General features: G+C 73.9%; 15 protein-coding genes. 5 read left to right on the top strand and 10 right to left on the bottom strand.

The window, feature by feature from the left end; genetic code table 11:
- The first annotated feature begins 76 nt into the window (after positions 1 to 76).
- From RHODO2019_RS07330 to RHODO2019_RS07315, 4 genes are all read left to right on the top strand, one after another.
- Complete coding sequence (locus RHODO2019_RS07330) at positions 77 to 736, top strand: TVP38/TMEM64 family protein (RefSeq protein WP_265384315.1); 660 nt, start codon at positions 77 to 79, stop codon at positions 734 to 736.
- Between the two features lie 164 nt (positions 737 to 900).
- Positions 901 to 1539, top strand: coding sequence for a hypothetical protein (locus tag RHODO2019_RS07325; RefSeq protein WP_265384670.1), 639 nt, complete (start codon positions 901 to 903; stop codon positions 1537 to 1539).
- A complete protein-coding gene (locus RHODO2019_RS07320; RefSeq protein WP_265384314.1) occupies positions 1536 to 2066 on the top strand; it encodes a hypothetical protein in 531 nt (176 codons plus the stop codon). The genes RHODO2019_RS07325 and RHODO2019_RS07320 overlap by 4 nt, the downstream gene beginning before the upstream one ends.
- A 24-nt stretch (positions 2067 to 2090) precedes the next feature.
- The gene (locus tag RHODO2019_RS07315; RefSeq protein WP_265384313.1) at positions 2091 to 2999 is read left to right on the top strand and encodes a haloalkane dehalogenase; all 909 of its coding nucleotides are present in this window, start codon (positions 2091 to 2093) and stop codon (positions 2997 to 2999) included.
- Between the two features lie 68 nt (positions 3000 to 3067).
- Here the strand turns inward: RHODO2019_RS07315 and RHODO2019_RS07310 are convergent, their stop codons facing one another.
- The 3 genes from RHODO2019_RS07310 to RHODO2019_RS07300 form a co-directional block, all read right to left on the bottom strand.
- Positions 3068 to 4360, bottom strand: a complete 1293-nt coding sequence (locus RHODO2019_RS07310; RefSeq protein ID WP_265384312.1) for an SPFH domain-containing protein — start codon at positions 4358 to 4360, stop codon at positions 3068 to 3070.
- Positions 4360 to 4791 (bottom strand): NfeD family protein, encoded by a 432-nt coding sequence (locus RHODO2019_RS07305; RefSeq protein ID WP_265384311.1) that lies wholly within the window; start codon positions 4789 to 4791, stop codon positions 4360 to 4362. The genes RHODO2019_RS07310 and RHODO2019_RS07305 overlap by 1 nt, the downstream gene beginning before the upstream one ends.
- 64 nt (positions 4792 to 4855) lie before the next feature.
- Complete coding sequence (locus RHODO2019_RS07300; protein ID WP_265384310.1) at positions 4856 to 5686, bottom strand: DUF3097 domain-containing protein; 831 nt, start codon at positions 5684 to 5686, stop codon at positions 4856 to 4858.
- A 111-nt stretch (positions 5687 to 5797) separates the two neighbouring features.
- On the opposite strand from RHODO2019_RS07300, the gene RHODO2019_RS07295 reads away from it, so the two are divergent.
- Entirely contained in the window at positions 5798 to 6595 is a 798-nt protein-coding gene (locus RHODO2019_RS07295; RefSeq protein ID WP_265384309.1) for an Rv1486c family protein, read from the top strand.
- 14 nt (positions 6596 to 6609) lie between these two features.
- On the opposite strand, the gene RHODO2019_RS07290 is transcribed toward RHODO2019_RS07295, so the two are convergent.
- From RHODO2019_RS07290 to RHODO2019_RS07260, 7 genes are all read right to left on the bottom strand, one after another.
- Positions 6610 to 7704 (bottom strand): ferrochelatase, encoded by a 1095-nt coding sequence (locus RHODO2019_RS07290; protein ID WP_265384308.1) that lies wholly within the window; start codon positions 7702 to 7704, stop codon positions 6610 to 6612.
- 119 nt (positions 7705 to 7823) lie between these two features.
- Positions 7824 to 8591 (bottom strand): enoyl-ACP reductase FabI, encoded by a 768-nt coding sequence (gene fabI, locus RHODO2019_RS07285; RefSeq protein ID WP_265384307.1) that lies wholly within the window; start codon positions 8589 to 8591, stop codon positions 7824 to 7826.
- A gap of 112 nt (positions 8592 to 8703) precedes the next feature.
- On the bottom strand, positions 8704 to 9423 hold the full coding sequence (fabG, locus tag RHODO2019_RS07280) for a 3-oxoacyl-ACP reductase FabG (protein WP_265384306.1): 720 nt from the start codon (positions 9421 to 9423) through the stop codon (positions 8704 to 8706).
- Between the two features lie 70 nt (positions 9424 to 9493).
- The gene (locus tag RHODO2019_RS07275) at positions 9494 to 10474 is read right to left on the bottom strand and encodes a VWA domain-containing protein (protein ID WP_265384305.1); all 981 of its coding nucleotides are present in this window, start codon (positions 10472 to 10474) and stop codon (positions 9494 to 9496) included.
- Positions 10471 to 11463 (bottom strand): DUF58 domain-containing protein, encoded by a 993-nt coding sequence (locus RHODO2019_RS07270; RefSeq protein WP_265384304.1) that lies wholly within the window; start codon positions 11461 to 11463, stop codon positions 10471 to 10473. Before RHODO2019_RS07270 ends, RHODO2019_RS07275 begins: the two co-directional genes overlap by 4 nt.
- Positions 11460 to 12521 (bottom strand): AAA family ATPase, encoded by a 1062-nt coding sequence (locus RHODO2019_RS07265; protein WP_435532185.1) that lies wholly within the window; start codon positions 12519 to 12521, stop codon positions 11460 to 11462. The genes RHODO2019_RS07270 and RHODO2019_RS07265 overlap by 4 nt, the downstream gene beginning before the upstream one ends.
- 124 nt (positions 12522 to 12645) lie before the next feature.
- Positions 12646 to 14253 (bottom strand): NlpC/P60 family protein, encoded by a 1608-nt coding sequence (locus tag RHODO2019_RS07260; protein ID WP_354005588.1) that lies wholly within the window; start codon positions 14251 to 14253, stop codon positions 12646 to 12648.
- Positions 14254 to 14417: the final 164 nt, after the last annotated feature.

The raw sequence follows: 14417 nt of genomic DNA, 5'->3' as shown, positions 1-14417 counted from the left end.
CGTTGCACGGGGTGGTCGCAGGTGGGGGCCGCGGGCGCGCGCGGCTGCGTACCGTCGTGGGTGTGCGGAGGCGGTGGTGACGGGTCGGCGCGCTGTCGTCCTCGGTGTCGCGGTCGTCCTGGTGGTCGCCGCCACCGTGCTGCTGCGCGAGCACCTCCCCTCCGTCACCGCGGCCCAGGTGGCCCTGCAGGAACGGGTGCTGGGTCTGCAGGGGCTCGGTCCGGCGCTCCCGGTCGCCTTCGTCGTGGCGCACGCGCTCGTCACGGTGACGCCCGTGCCCAGGACGGCCTTCACCCTGGCGGCCGGCGTGCTCTTCGGGCCGTCGACCGGGGTGGTGCTGGCCGTGGTCGGCGCCACGACCAGCGCGGTCCTCGCCCTGCTGCTCGTGCGTACCGTGGGCCGCGAGGCGGTGGCCGCCCGGCTGCAGCACCCCTCGTTCCGGAGCGCCGATGCGCGCCTGGCCCGGCGGGGCTGGCTGGCGGTGGCCTCCCTGCGGCTGGTGCCGGTGGTGCCGTTCTGGCTGGTCAACTATGCCTGCGGGGTCTCGGCGGTGCGCGTGGTCCCCTTCACCCTGGCCACGGCCGTCGGTGTCGTTCCGGGGACGGTCTCGCTCGTGGTGCTGGGCGGCGCGGTCGCCGGGCACGGCTCGCCCTGGCTGCTCACCCTCGGTCTGGCGTTCGGGGTCCTGGGCCTGGTGGGGCTCGTGCTCGACGTTCGCACCCCCGTCAAGCCTTGAGGCTTGCATCCCTGCAGTCAAGGTTGCACACTTGTCTTTTCGATCCCGTCGGGGTGACCTGCGAGCGTCTGGTCTGCCGGTGCGGGCAAGCCTGCACCACGGATCGCGACCAATCCAGCGTCCAGACTTGATTCGTGCATCGGTTCGAGAGCGAGGAGGCATCGGTGTTCGTGCTCACCGTCGACCAGCGCGGCAGCCGCCGCGACGACGACCGGGTGGAGGACCTGCTGCGCAGCACGTCGTCCACCGCGGTCGTCCGCGCGTTCGAGCGAACGGCGGGTGACGAGGTCCAGGCGGTCCTCGACGACGCCGGCGAGCTGGTCCGCACCACCCTGGCCCTCGTCCGCGACGGTCACTGGAGCATCGGCATCGGCGTCGGACCCGTCTCCGAGCCGCTGCCGGTCTCGACCCGTGCAGGACGTGGGCCTGCCTTCGAGCGCGCCCGCACGGCGGTCGAGCGCGCGAAGTCCGCACCGACCCACCTGGCGGTCGAGGGAGCCGGGTCCGACGGATCCGACGCGCAGGCCGTGCTCGACCTGGTCGCGCTGCTGGTGCAGCGGCGCTCCGCGCAGGGCTGGGCCGCCGTCGAGCTCGTCGACGCGGGGCACACGCAGGCCGAGGCCGCCCAGCGGCTGGGCGTCACCCCGCAGGCCGTGTCCCAGCGGCTGCGCGCTGCGGGCTGGCAGCCCGAGCAGGCCGGCCGGGAGGTGGCCGCCACCCTGCTGCACCGTGCGGACGCGGACACCCCCGGGTCCGGCACCCTTCACACCGGCACCCTCGGGAGCCGGGGAGCACAGGCGTGAGCGCCACCGTCCTCGCCCTGCTCGCCGTGGTGGCTGCGCTGCCCGCGGCCCTCGCCCGGCTCCGGGCGGTGCGGGGACGCAGGACCGGGGACGACGCCTGGGTACCGGCGTTGCTGCAGGTGGCCGGGCTGGCCGTGGCCGGTCTCCTCGCTGCCCTGGCCGCCCCCCTCGGCAGCACCACCGGCGGGCTGGCGCAGGTCCTCGGCGTGCTCGCTGCGGCCGGCGGCGCGGGGCCGGCGGTGCGGCTGGTCTTCCACCTCGCCCGACGGGCCCAGTCGAACCCGCTGCCCGTCCAGGACCTGTTGCGCGGCGGGGCCGTCATCGGCGTGCTCGAGCGCGCCGCGGTCGCCGTGTCCCTGCTCGCGGGCTGGCCCGAGGGACTCGCGGTGGTGCTCGCGGTCAAGGGCCTCGCTCGCTACCCCGAGCTGCGCGAGGCCAGGGCCGGCGAGCAGTTCATCATCGGCACCTTCACCAGCGTGCTCTGGGCCGTGGGGTGCTGGGCCGTGGTGCGGGCCCTGCTCACCTGACCCGAGGGTGCAGGATCACCAGCCATGGACCTCCTGCGCACCCCCGACGAACGCTTCGACGGTCTGGACGAGCACCCCAGCCCGCACCACCGCGCCCTCGTGACCGCACCCGACGGCGCGTCGGCCGAGATGGCCTGGGTGCAGGACGGACCGGGCGACGGACCGGTGGTGCTCCTGCTGCACGGGGAGCCGACGTGGTCCTACCTGTACCGACGGATGATCCCGCCCCTGGTCGAGGCCGGCTGCCAGGTGGTGGCGCCGGACCTCGTCGGGTTCGGCCGCTCGGACAAGCCGGCGCAGGTCGGCGACCACACCTACGCCCGGCACGTCGGCTGGCTGCGCTCGTTGCTCGTGGACGTGCTGGACCTGCACGACGTCACCCTGGTCGGCCAGGACTGGGGCGGGCTGCTCGGGCTCCGCCTGGTGGCCGAGGAGCAGGACCGGTTCGCGCGGGTGGTGGCCGCCAACACGGGGCTGCCGACCGGCGACCACCCCATGCCCGACGTGTGGTGGGGGTTCCGCCGTGCCGTGGAGAACGCGCCGGAGCTCGACGTCGGCCGCCTCGTGGCCAGCGGGTGCGTGCGCGGGCTCGCCCCGACCGACCAGGCCGCCTACGACGCACCGTTCCCCGACGAGTCGTACAAGGCAGGCCCCCGGGCGATGCCGCTGATCCTGCCCACCACGCCGGACGACCCGGCGACCGCGGCCAACCGCTCGGCGTGGGCGGAGCTGTCCCGCTGGACGAAGCCGTTCCTCATCGCGTTCAGCGACTCCGACCCGATCACCGGGCCGATGCGTCCGGTGCTGGCCCGCACCGTTCCCGGGGCTGCGGGCCTGGCGCACCCGACGATCGCGCGGGCCGGGCACTTCCTGCAGGAGGACGCCGGACCGGAGCTGGCCCAGGCGGTGATCGATCTCGTCCGCACCACCTGAGCCGGCTGACTCACCACGATCGGGAAGCACCCGTGGTCACGACGACCAGAGGCGCTTCCCGATCGCGCTCACCGACCGCCCTGCGGCGGCAGCTGCTCGTCCCACCTCCGCGCCACCGGGCCCTGCTGCCAGGGTGACGGGTCCACCGTGGTCGGGCTCTCCAGCGCCGGCTGCTGCGACTGCTCGTCCCGCTGGTTGGCGGCGTGCGAGGCCTGGGCCGCCCGCTCGGCCGCCTCGGCCCCCGTGCGGCGGGCCTCCTCGTGCGGGGCCTCGACGTCGGTGCGGGCAACGGCCTCGGCCGCGGCGACGGAGGCCGCGATCCGTGGGTCGGTGGACGTGTCGAACCAGTCCTTGACCTCCTCGGAGTCGTCGACGGCCACGGTGGTGTCGTCGGCGCTCGGCTCGAAGCGGAACACGCCGTCCTCGCCCGGCGCACCGAGCATCTTGGCGAAGCCCTGCAGCGAGGAGCCGAAGTCGCTGGGCACGATCCACACCTTGTTCGCGTCTCCCTGGGCCATCTGCGGCAGCGTCTGCAGGTACTGGTAGGCCAGCAGCTCGGGGGTCGGCTTGCCCGCCTTGATGGCGGCGAACACCTTCTCGATGGCCTTGGCCTGGCCCTGCGCCTGCAGGTACCTCGCCGCCCGCTCACCCTGGGCCCGCAAGATCCGGGACTGCCGCTCGGCCTCGGCGGAGAGGATCGCCGACTGCTTGGCACCCTCGGCCATCAGGATCTGGCTCTGCTTCTGGCCCTCGGCGGTCTTGATGGAGCTCTCGCGCTGGCCCTCGGCCGTGAGGATGGTCGCCCGCTTCTCGCGGTCGGCCTTCATCTGCTTCTCCATCGACTCCTGGATCGAGGGGGGCGGGTCGATGCTCTTGAGCTCCACCCGGGCCACCCGCAGCCCCCACCGGCCGGTCGCCTCGTCGAGGACGCCACGGAGCTGGCCGTTGATGGAGTCCCGCGAGGTCAGCGTCTGCTCCAGGGTCATCCCGCCGACCACGTTGCGCAGGGTGGTGGTGGTCAGCTGCTCGACCCCGACGATGTAGTTGTTGATCTCGTAGACGGCGGACTGGGGGTTGGTCACCTGGAAGTAGACGACCGTGTCGATGTTCACCGTCAGGTTGTCCTGGGTGATGACGGGCTGCGGCGGGAAGCTGACCACCCGCTCACGGAGGTCGACCTTGGCGCGAACCCGGTCCACGAAGGGGATGAGGAACGCGAGCTCCCCGCTGATCGTCTTGTTGTAGCGGCCGAGGCGCTCCACCACCGCCGCCTCGGCCTGCGGCACCAGGGCGAACGACTTGACGGCGAGGACGACCACGAGCAGGACGACCACCGCCAGCACGATCAGAGCAGCATCCATCAGATCTCTCTCCCCACGACGGCGGTCGCGCCGTCGATCTGCACCACCCGGACGATCTGACCGGGATCGAACACGTCCGCGCTCGAGGCCGAGCGGGCCGTCCACACCTCACCGGAGAGCTTCACCTGACCGGCGTCGGAGCTGGTGAGCTCCAGGACCTCCGCCTCCCGGCCCACCAGGGCCGCCACGTTGACGGCGAGGTCCGGCCCCCGCAGGGCCCGCCGCTTGAGCGGCGGACGAACCCCGGCCACCAGCGCCACCGAGACCACGGCGAACACCGCCGCCTGCACCAGGTAGGCGTCGCCCGCTACGGCGCTGATCCCGGCGGCGCCGAGCGCACCCCCGGCCAGCATGAGCAGGACGAAGTCCCCGCTGAGAGCCTCTGCGGCCGCCAGCAGGATCCCGGCCACGAGCCAGACGAGAGCTGCCACACCCCCACTGTGTCAGAGTCCCGCGCCCGGGGTCGGGAGACGGACATACCGGGACGTCCCGGGCTCAGCCCGCGGGTTCGGTGACGAAGTCCACCAGCCGCTCGACGGCCCCGATCATCGGCGTCTCCAGGTCGCGGAAGCTGGACACCGCCGAGCTGACCCGTCGCCACCCCTCGCGGGGGGTGCCCCAGCCGAGCGCGTCGCACACCCCGGTCTTCCAGTCCTGGCCGCGCGGCACCCGGGGCCAGGCGGCGATGCCGAGCGAGGCGGGTTTCACGGCTTCCCAGACGTCGACGTACGGGTGACCGGTGACCATGACGTGCGGACGGACGCGCGGGTCGAGGGCGCTGGTCAGCCGCGACTCCTTCGACCCGGTGACGAGGTGGTCGACGAGCACCCCCACCCGGCGGCCACGCTCCGGGCGGAACGCGTCGAGCCGGTCGGCCAGGTTGTCGAGACCCTCGAGGTGCTCCACCACCACCCCCTCCACCCGCAGGTCGTGACCCCACACGCGCTCCACCAGCGCCGCGTCGTGGATGCCCTCCACCCAGATCCGGCTGGGCAGGGCCGTGCGCGCACGCAGCCCGGTGACCGCCGTGGACCCCGACGCCGTGCGCTGCGGACCCGCCGGTCCGACGACGGGCCGGACCAGCGTCACGGGTCGCCCGTCGACGAGGAACGCAGCCGGGGTCAGCGCGAACAGCCTGCTGCGGCCCCGGGCGTCCTCGAGCCGGACGAAGTCCCCGTCCCCGGTCTTCTCGATCCCGAGCACCGCCCCGCACCAGCCGCTGGCGGCGTCCTCGACCACGAGGTCGCGCTCCGCGGGAACCTCGGGCACCACCCGGGCGGCCCTGCGCTGGTGCCCGGAGAAGATGTCGCCGTAGGAGGTGTCCACGGACGGCGACGGTAGGTGGCACGGGGCCCAGGGCGCACGGCGGCACGCCGTCCGACGCCCAGCGGCACGCCGTCCGACGCCCAGCGGCACGCCGACCTATGCTCGAACACCGTGCCGAACGCCAGTGCCACCCTCGCCGTCTGGGCCTCCGCCTGGCTGGCCGGCGCCGCCGCGGCCGACGACGTGCTCGACGCGCTGACCGCCTGGGCCCCGCTGCACCGCGTGCACGCCGCCGACCGGGTGGCCGCCGGGAGCACGGGCCTGCCCGGACCCGACGACGGCACCGTGGGACCCGCCACCCTGTTCGCCCCGTTGCGGGCGGCGGGCGACACCGACGTGCGCCTGGTGCTCCCGGCCGCCGGTGACGTCCGCGGCCTCCCGGCAGGCACGGCGTTCGCCGGCGCCGCCCTCGCCGCCGGGGAGGGCGTGCTGGTCCCCGGGGCCCGGATGGGCCTGGTCCCGGTGCCGGAGGGTCGGGAAGCCCTGCGCTGGAGGGTGTTCGCCGTCCCCGCAGTCATCCGGCCGGCCGACCACACCGGGCTCGGGGAGGCCGAGCACGGCCTGCGCGAAGCGGTCCGGGACAGCGCTCGCGCCCTGCTCGAGCTCGACGTCGCGAGCGGTGACCGGCACGTCCGCGGTCGCATCGCGGCGACGCTGCGGGCACGGCCACGGCTGGACTGGCCGACGGGCACCCCGGGACGAGCCCTGCGCGTGCTGGACTCCGCCGACGAGGTGGCCGCGATCCTCGCCGCCGCCGGCCAGGACGCGCCCGGTGGTGCGCGCTCCGCCCCGACGGCAGCGGCCCGCGACGACCTGCTCCGACCGCTGTGGACCGCCGTGCGCACGGCGCGCACGGCCGCAGTGGCGGAGACCGTGCGGGTGCTCACGGCCGGACGCGCCGCCAGCTAGATCCCGCGCCGGGTTCAGCTCGCGGGGCGCACCGGGCGCTTCGTCGGTTCGCAGCAGCCCACCGCGCAGGGCACACCGTTGAGGGTGCACCCCGCCGAGCCGATGTCGGAGAGCCGCCGGACCGGGGCGGCCGAGGTGTGCTCCCGGACGAGCTCGACGACCATCTCCGCGAAGCGCGGGTCCGGTCCGGCCGTGCCGGCGCGCACCAGGGTCATCCCCAGCTCGGCCGCCTTCTCCGCGGCCTCGGTGTCGAGGTCCCACACCACCTCGAGGTGGTCGGAGACGAACCCCACCGGACACACCACCACCGTGGTCGTGCCGGCGGCGTGCAGTGCCTCGACGTGATCGACGACGTCCGGGGCCAGCCACGGCACCTGCGGCGGGCCGGAGCGCGACTGCCACACCACGTCGTGCTCCACCACGCCGACCGCCTCGGCCGCCAGCCGGGAGGCCTCGGCCACCTGGCGGGAGTACCGGTGCCCGCCCTCCTCCGGGGGTCCGGCGGCCCGGTCGGCGGCCTCGGGCACGGAGTGCGCCGTGAACACGAGCCGGGCACCGGCACGCTGCTGCTCGGTCAGGCCGTCGTAGGCCGCCGTGAGCGCATCGGCGACGGAGGCGATGAAGAGCGGATGGTCGAAGAAGTGCCGCAGCTTCAGCAGGTCCGGGGCATCGGCGCCCACGGCCTCCCGGGCCCGGGCGATGTCCTCGTGGTACTGCCGGCACCCGGAGTAACCCCCCCACGCCGACGTGGGGAACACGAGCGCGCTGCGCACCCCGTCGGCGTGCATCTGGGCCAGGGTGGCCTCTGCCATGGGGTGCCAGTTGCGGTTGCCGAAGTACACCGGCAGGGAGATCCCCTGGCGCTCCAGCTCGGCCTCGACGTCGGCGATGAGCTGCCGGTTCAGCGCGTTGATCGGGCTCACGCCGCCGAAGTGCAGGTAGTGCTGGGCGACGTCGTCGAGCCGCTCGGGCGGCACGCCACGGCCGCGGGTGACGTTCTCCAGGAACGGCCGCACGTCCTCGGGCCCCTCGGGTCCGCCGAAGGACAGCAGCAGCAGGGCGTCGAAGCCCCCGGGCACGGGGCTCTTGGGCGCGGGGGTCTCAGGCACGGACCCGATCCTGCCGCAGCCCCCGGCGCACCGCCCGCCCGCCCGGCGTGAGCGTGCCGACACCCCACGGCCCCACCTGTCGCGAGAGCTCTTCTCGCGGCACGTCGGCGACGGGCGGCTCACATGCCCATGAAGTGCGCCCCACCGTCGACCATGACCATGGACCCTGTGGTGGCCGGCAGCCAGTCCGAGAGCAGCGCACAGACCGACTTGGCGACGGCCGTCGGGTCCTCGGTGTTCCAGCCCAGCGGGGCGCGGGCGTCCCAGCTCTCGTCGATGGCGCTGAACCCGGGGATGGACTTCGCCGCCATCGAGCGGATGGGTCCGGCCGCCACCAGGTTGACCCGGATCCCCTGCGGACCCAGCTCACGGGCGAGGTAGCGGTTCACGCTCTCCAGGGCCGCCTTGGCCACGCCCATCCAGTTGTAGGCCGGCCACACGACGCGCGCGTCGAAGTCCATCCCCACGACGGAGCCGCCGGGGCCCATCAGGGGTAGCGCCGCCCTGGCCAGCGACATGAACGAGTAGGCCGAGACCTGCACGGCGGTCGAGACGTCCTCCCACGGTGCGTCCAGGAAGGGCGCACCGAGGCAGCTCTGCGGCGCGAAGCCGATCGAGTGCACCACGCCGTCGAGACCGTCGACGTGCTCGCGGACCCGGTCGGCGAGCGAGTCCAGCTGGGCGGGGTCGGCGACGTCGAGCTCGATGACCGGGGCGGGCTGCGGCAGACGCTGGGCGATGCGCTCCACGAGCCGCATGCGGCCGAACCCGGTGAGCACCACGGTGGCGCCCTGCTCCTGCGCGGCCTTGGCGGTGTGGAAGGCGATGGAGGCGTCGGTGATGACGCCGGTGACGAGCAGGCGCTTGCCCTCGAGCAGTCCGGTCACGGTGTGGTCCTCTCTCCTACGTGTCGCAAATAGCGGGCTATTCGCTGGTGTCGTGGTCTTCGAGCAGCAAATAGCCCGCTATTTGCGACGAGAGAGAGGAGCGGGGGTGGAGCTAGTGGCCCATGCCGATGCCACCGTCCACGGGGATGACGGCACCGGTGACGTAGCCCGCCCCGTCGGAGGCCAACCAGCTGACGGCGCTGGCGACCTCCTCGGGCCGGGCCTGGCGGGCGAGGGGGATCGAGGCGGTGATCGCCGCCCGACGATCCTCGCTGAGCACCGCGGTCATGTCGGTGTCCACGTACCCCGGGGCCACCACGTTGGCGGTGATCGAGCGCGAACCCAGCTCTCGGGCGATGGAGCGGGACAGCCCTACCAGCCCGGCCTTGGAGGCGGCGTAGTTCACCTGGCCCGGGGCACCGGAGAGCCCGACGACCGAGGAGATGAACACCATCCGCCCCCAGCGCGCCTTGAGCATGCCGCGCGAGGCGCGCTTGGCCACCCGGTAGGCGGCGGTGAGGTTCGCGTCGAGCACCGAGGTGAAGCTGTCCTCGCTCATCCGCATCAGCAGGCCGTCGTCGGTGATGCCCGCGTTGCTGACCAGCACCTCGACGGGACCCTGCTCGGCCTCCACGGCGGTGAAGGCGGCGTCCACGGCGGCGGTGTCGGTGACGTCGCACCGCACGCCGAACAGCCCCTCGGGCGCGCCGGAGCCGCGGTGGGTGACCGCCACCCGGTGCCCGTCGGCGGACAGCGCACGGGCGATCGCGAGCCCGATGCCGCGGTTTCCGCCGGTGACCAGGACGGAGCGGGCGGTCGGGGTGTCGGCCATGACGGGAAACCTATCGGCTACCCGCGGGTAGCCCGCCAGGGGCGCCGGGTCCTGGGCCGTGCGGGGACGGTCAGGGCAAGCGCTGGGTGAGGACCAGGGCCCCCGCAGCGGAGAGCAGGGACGCGAGGGTCCCCAGCAGCAGCCACGGTCGGCTCGCATCGCCCCGGGTGGTCTCGAACCCGATCTGCTCCTTGAGCGTGTCGTAGACCTGGTTGAGCTGTTCCAGGCTCGAGGCCCTGTACGCGTCTCCCCCAGAGATGTCCGCGATCCGACCCATCGACGCGTCGTCCACCGGCACCGGGATCTGCTGGCCGTCGATGCCCACGGTGCCGTAGGTGGTGCCGAAGGAGATGGTGGAGATGGGCACCCCCTTCTCCTTCGCCCGGGCCGCCGCGGTGAACGAGCCGCGCGGGTCGTCGGTCTTCTCCGGCACGGTCTGCTTCCCGTCCGACAGCAGCACGATCCGGGCCGGGGGCGGGCCCTCACCGCTGGGCACCAGCGCGGCGAGGGTGTCGATGGCCTGCAGGGACGTGAAGATCGCCTCACCGGTGGCGGTGCGCTCGGCGAGCTGCAGGCTGTCGATGGCCCTGCGCACCGGGGCGCGGTCGGTGGTCGGCGAGACCAGGACGGCCGCGGTGCCGGAGAAGGCCACGAGCCCGAGGTTGATCCCCGGGGTGAGCCCGTTGGCGAAGTCCTTGGCCGCCTGCTGGGCGGCCTCGAGCCGGGTGGGGGCGACGTCGGTGGACTCCATGGACAGCGACACGTCGATGGTGAGGATGACCGTGGCCCGGTTCCGGGGGACCTTGACGTCGTCGGTCGGGCCGGCGAGTGCCACGGTCAGACCCACCAGACCCACGAGCAGCAGCGTGGTGGGGACGTGGCGGGGCCAGCCCTGCCGCTGGGGCGCCACCCGTTCCAGCAGCGCGAGGTTGGTGAAGCGCAGGGTGTTCCGTCGACGACGACGCTGCACCACCAGGTAGCCGGCGAGCAGCGCGGCCACCGCCAGCAGCAGCAGGAACCACAGCGGAGACGCGAAACCGGACAGGCTCATCCGCGTGCCCCGGAGCTGGTTCGGCCCCCCGGGCGCGCACCCCCGAGGCCCCCGCGCTGGCGCGCGGTCGCGAAGCGGACCACGTCGGCCACCCAGTCGCGGTCGGTGCGCAGCGTGAGCTGCCCGCTGCCGCAGCGGCGCAGCGCCGCAGCCACGTCGGCGCGGTGCGCGGCCGCAGCCGCCGCGAAGTCCGCTCGCAGGCGGGGGGTGGCGGTGATCTCGCGGGTCCGCCCGGACTCGGGGTCGCTGAGCACCACGCGTCCCACGTCGGGCAGCTCCAGGTCTCGGGGGTCGAGCACCTCGACGGCCAGCAGGTCGTGGCGCGCCGAGAGCCCGCGCAGGGCACGCTCCCAGTCCAGGTCTCCGAGGAAGTCGCTCACCACCACCGCGAGGCCGCGGCGGCGCAGCGGACGTCGCAGCACGTCGAGGGCGGCGGCGAGGTCGCCGCGGGTCCCGTCCGGAGCCCGCGGTGTGGTGGCCGCGGTGCGCAGCAGCGTGCGCGCGTGCACGGCTCCTCCCCGCGCGGGCAGGCGGATGGTGCGCTCACCGGTGGCGATCACGGCCCCGATCCGGTTGCCGCCGCCGGCGGTGAGGTGGGTGATCGCCGAGACCGCGGCGACGGCCAGGTCGCGCTTCTCGCAGGCCGCTGTGCCGAAGTCGAGGCTCGGCGACAAGTCGAGCACCACCCAGGTCTCCAGCTCGCGGTCGGCGACCGTCTGGCGCACGTGCGCCTCGGTGGTCCGAGCGGTGACCGACCAGTCCATCTGCCGGACGTCGTCGCCGGGCTGGTAGGCCCGGACCTCCCCCGGCTCGCTTCCGGGGCCGGGCACGAGCCCGGTGTGGTTGCCCTGCAGCAGCCCGTCGAGCCGCCGGCGCACCGTCAGCTCGAGGGTGCGCAGCGCCGCCGCGAGCCGGGGGTCGACGAGGTGACCGGAGTCCAGCGACGGTGGGGCCCAGGCGGGCCGTGCGCCAGGTGCCGGTGCGCTCACCGAACGGGAGCGCCGGTGGGTGCGGGCCCACCCACCGCCACCGTCTGCGGGCTCACCTGGGGCAGGCCCACCGTCTGGAGCACCCGGGTGATGACGTGCTCGACGGGCACCTCGTCGGCCATCGCGTCGTAGGAGAGCACGAGCCGGTGTCGCAGCACGTCGGGCAGCACGTCCACCACGTCCTGGGGCAGCACGTAGTCCCGCCCGCGGACCAGGGCCAGCGCACGGGCCGCGGCCACCGCGCCGAGGGTGGCGCGCGGGGAGGCGCCGTAGGTGATCCAGCCCGCGACGTCCGCCATGCCCACCTCGCCGGGGTTGCGGGTGGCGGCGATGACGCGCACGACGTAGTCCACCAGCGCGTGGTGCACGAACACCTGGCTGGCCACACCCTGCAGGCGGACAAGCTCGGGCGCGCTGAGCACCTGGGACGCGGTGGGCGCGCGGACGCCCATGCGGTACACGATCTCGCGCTCCTCCTCCACGGAGGGGTACGACACCAGCAGCTTGAACAGGAAGCGGTCCCGCTGGGCCTCGGGCAGCGGGTACACCCCTTCGTTCTCGATCGGGTTCTGGGTGGCGAGGACCAGGAACGGGTCCGGCATCGGGTGGGTGACCCCACCGATGGTGACGTGCCGCTCGGCCATCACCTCGAGCAGGGCGGACTGCACCTTGGCCGGCGCACGGTTGATCTCGTCGGCCAGCACGAAGTTCGCGACGACCGGTCCGAGCTCGGTCTCGAACTCCTCGCGGCCCTGGCGGTAGATGCGGGTGCCCAGCAGGTCGGCCGGCACCAGGTCGGGGGTGAACTGGACCCGGGAGAACGAACCCCCCACGACGTGGGCGAAGGTCTCCACCGCCAACGTCTTGGCCACCCCGGGCACGCCCTCCAGCAGGACGTGCCCCTTGGCCAGCAGGCCCACCAGGAGACGTTCCACCAGTCGGTCCTGACCGACGATCACCCGCTTGACCTCGAAGATGGTGCGCTCGAGCAGCTGAGCGTCGCGCCCCGCGTCCACCCCGTTCGGCGTGCTGCCGAGCTCCGGTCCACCTGAGGTCACCGACGACTCCTCCGCTCTCGATCGTGCGCCCTGCCCACCGGGACGGCGTGCCGCGCCCCGTGCCCGGACAGTGTGCCGCGCCAGCCAACCGTGACGACGGTGTGGGGGCTGTGAACGGTGCTCGTCAGCCGATCAGGCGGGTGACGTACGGCAGCATGTCGGTGTAGTAGACCGTGTTGAGCCGGACCTGCGAACCGGAGTACGGCGCCTCGATCATCTGGCCGTTGCCGATGTAGAGGGCCACGTGGTGGATGCCACTGTTGCCGTAGAAGATCATGTCCCCCGCCTGCATCTGCGAGCGGGGCACCTGCCGTCCCGCGGTGTACTGGTAGCCGGAGTAGTGCGGCAGCGACTGCACCCCGGCGAACGCGTAGATCATCAGCCCGGAGCAGTCGAACCCGACGCTGCGGTAGTCGCCGAAGCTGTCGGCCACCCCGCCGTCGCGGATGCCCACCGTGGGGCCGCTGCTGTCCCCGCCGCCCCAGGAGTAGCGCACCCCGAGCTGGGACTCGGCCCGGGCGATGACGGACGAGACGGACGAACCGGCCGGCGCCGAGCTGCCCCGGGAGGGAGCTCCGCCGCCGGAGGAGGAGCCGCCCCCCGACGACGAGGCCCCCCCGCCCGACGACGTACCGCCGCCCGACGACGTACCGCCGCCCGACGACGTACCGCCGCCCGACGACGAACCGCCACCCGAGGAGGAGCTGCGAGAGGGCGCACTGGGTCGTGCCGCCGCCGCTGCCGATGCTGCGGTGGCCTCGTCCGCGGCCCGCTGCTGGGCCGCGGCGTCCGCCCGCTGCTGGGCCGCGGCGGCGGCGGCAGCCGCCCGCTGCTCGGCTGCGGCGGCCGCCGCAGCCGCAGCCGCTGCGGCGGCCTCTTCCGCCTTGCGCTGGTTGTCCCACGCCACGAAGGCGGCACGCTGGCCCTGGAGCCCGTTGACGTTGGCCCGGGCGGCGTCGAGCTGCGTCTGCGCGGAGGCCTCCTGGGCCTGCAGCTGCGCGGTCTGGGTGACCTGCGAGGCCTGCGCCGCCAGCGCGTCGGCCCGGGCACCGTCTGCAGCCGACTTGGCGTCGGTGGCCGCAGCCTCGGCGCCGTCGGCGGCGAGCTGGGCGGCCTTCGCGCTGGAGGCGGCGTTGGACTCGGTGGTGCGGGCCCGCTGCAGCCCGTTCAGCACGTCGAGCTCGCTGCCGCTGACCGCGTCGAGGAGCTGGGCCCGGGCGAGCACGTCCTCGGGGCTGTCCGACCCCAGGTACGCGCTGAGACCGCCGACGGTGGTGCCCTGCTGGTAGCTGCTCGCTGCGAAGGCGTCCACCTGCCGGTTCGCGGTCTCGATGTTCTGCCCGGCCACGGCCACCTGCCGGTCGGCGGTGGCCTTGGCGGCCAGGGCCGCATCCGCGGCGTCCTGGGCGGTCTGCAGGTCCACCAGCGCCTTGTTCGCGAGCTCCATCTTCAGCCCGACGTCGTTCTGGAGCTGGGCCAGCTGGTTCTGCGCACTGGTCAGCGAGCTGATGAGCGCGCCGACCGTGCCCGCCTGCGCGGTGGCGGCGGAGGAGGCCACGCTGAGGTCGGAGTCGCTCGGGTTGGCCGGGGGCGGCGGCACGGCGGCGGCGGTACCCGGCAGCGTCATGAGCATCGAGCCCACGATGACGACGGAGCCGAGCGCGGTGCGCACCGAGCGGACGGGCCGACGGGGTGCGAGTGCGTTCGGCACGGTGGGGTCCGGTCGGGTCACTGTTGCTGCTCCTCCTCGCACCGACCCCGGTCCTGCTGCTCACCGGGGTGGTGGTCGCCCGCTGCTTCCTGCTGTCGTGGCTCGACGTCGTACCCGCAGCTCGCGGGTAGTCAAGGCGACACGCCGCGCCACTTTTGCACGATAATCACTCCAGCGCCAGCAGC

The organism is Rhodococcus antarcticus (assembly GCF_026153295.1).
In the GTDB taxonomy this organism is placed as follows: Bacteria; Actinomycetota; Actinomycetes; order Mycobacteriales; family Mycobacteriaceae; genus Rhodococcus_D; species Rhodococcus_D antarcticus.
The sequence above is the reverse complement of the archived record's forward strand: the minus strand, read 5'-3'. Positions and strand labels throughout refer to the sequence as shown.

Excerpts from the sequence above, each read along its gene's own strand:
- RHODO2019_RS07275 (WP_265384305.1), bottom strand. The coding sequence starts at position 10,474 with ATGAGCCTGTCCGGTTTCGCGTCTCCGCTGTGGTTCCTGCTGCTGCTG.
- RHODO2019_RS07315 (WP_265384313.1), top strand. The coding sequence starts at position 2,091 with ATGGACCTCCTGCGCACCCCCGACGAACGCTTCGACGGTCTGGACGAG.
- fabG (WP_265384306.1), bottom strand. The coding sequence starts at position 9,423 with ATGGCCGACACCCCGACCGCCCGCTCCGTCCTGGTCACCGGCGGAAAC.
- RHODO2019_RS07310 (WP_265384312.1), bottom strand. The coding sequence starts at position 4,360 with ATGGATGCTGCTCTGATCGTGCTGGCGGTGGTCGTCCTGCTCGTGGTC.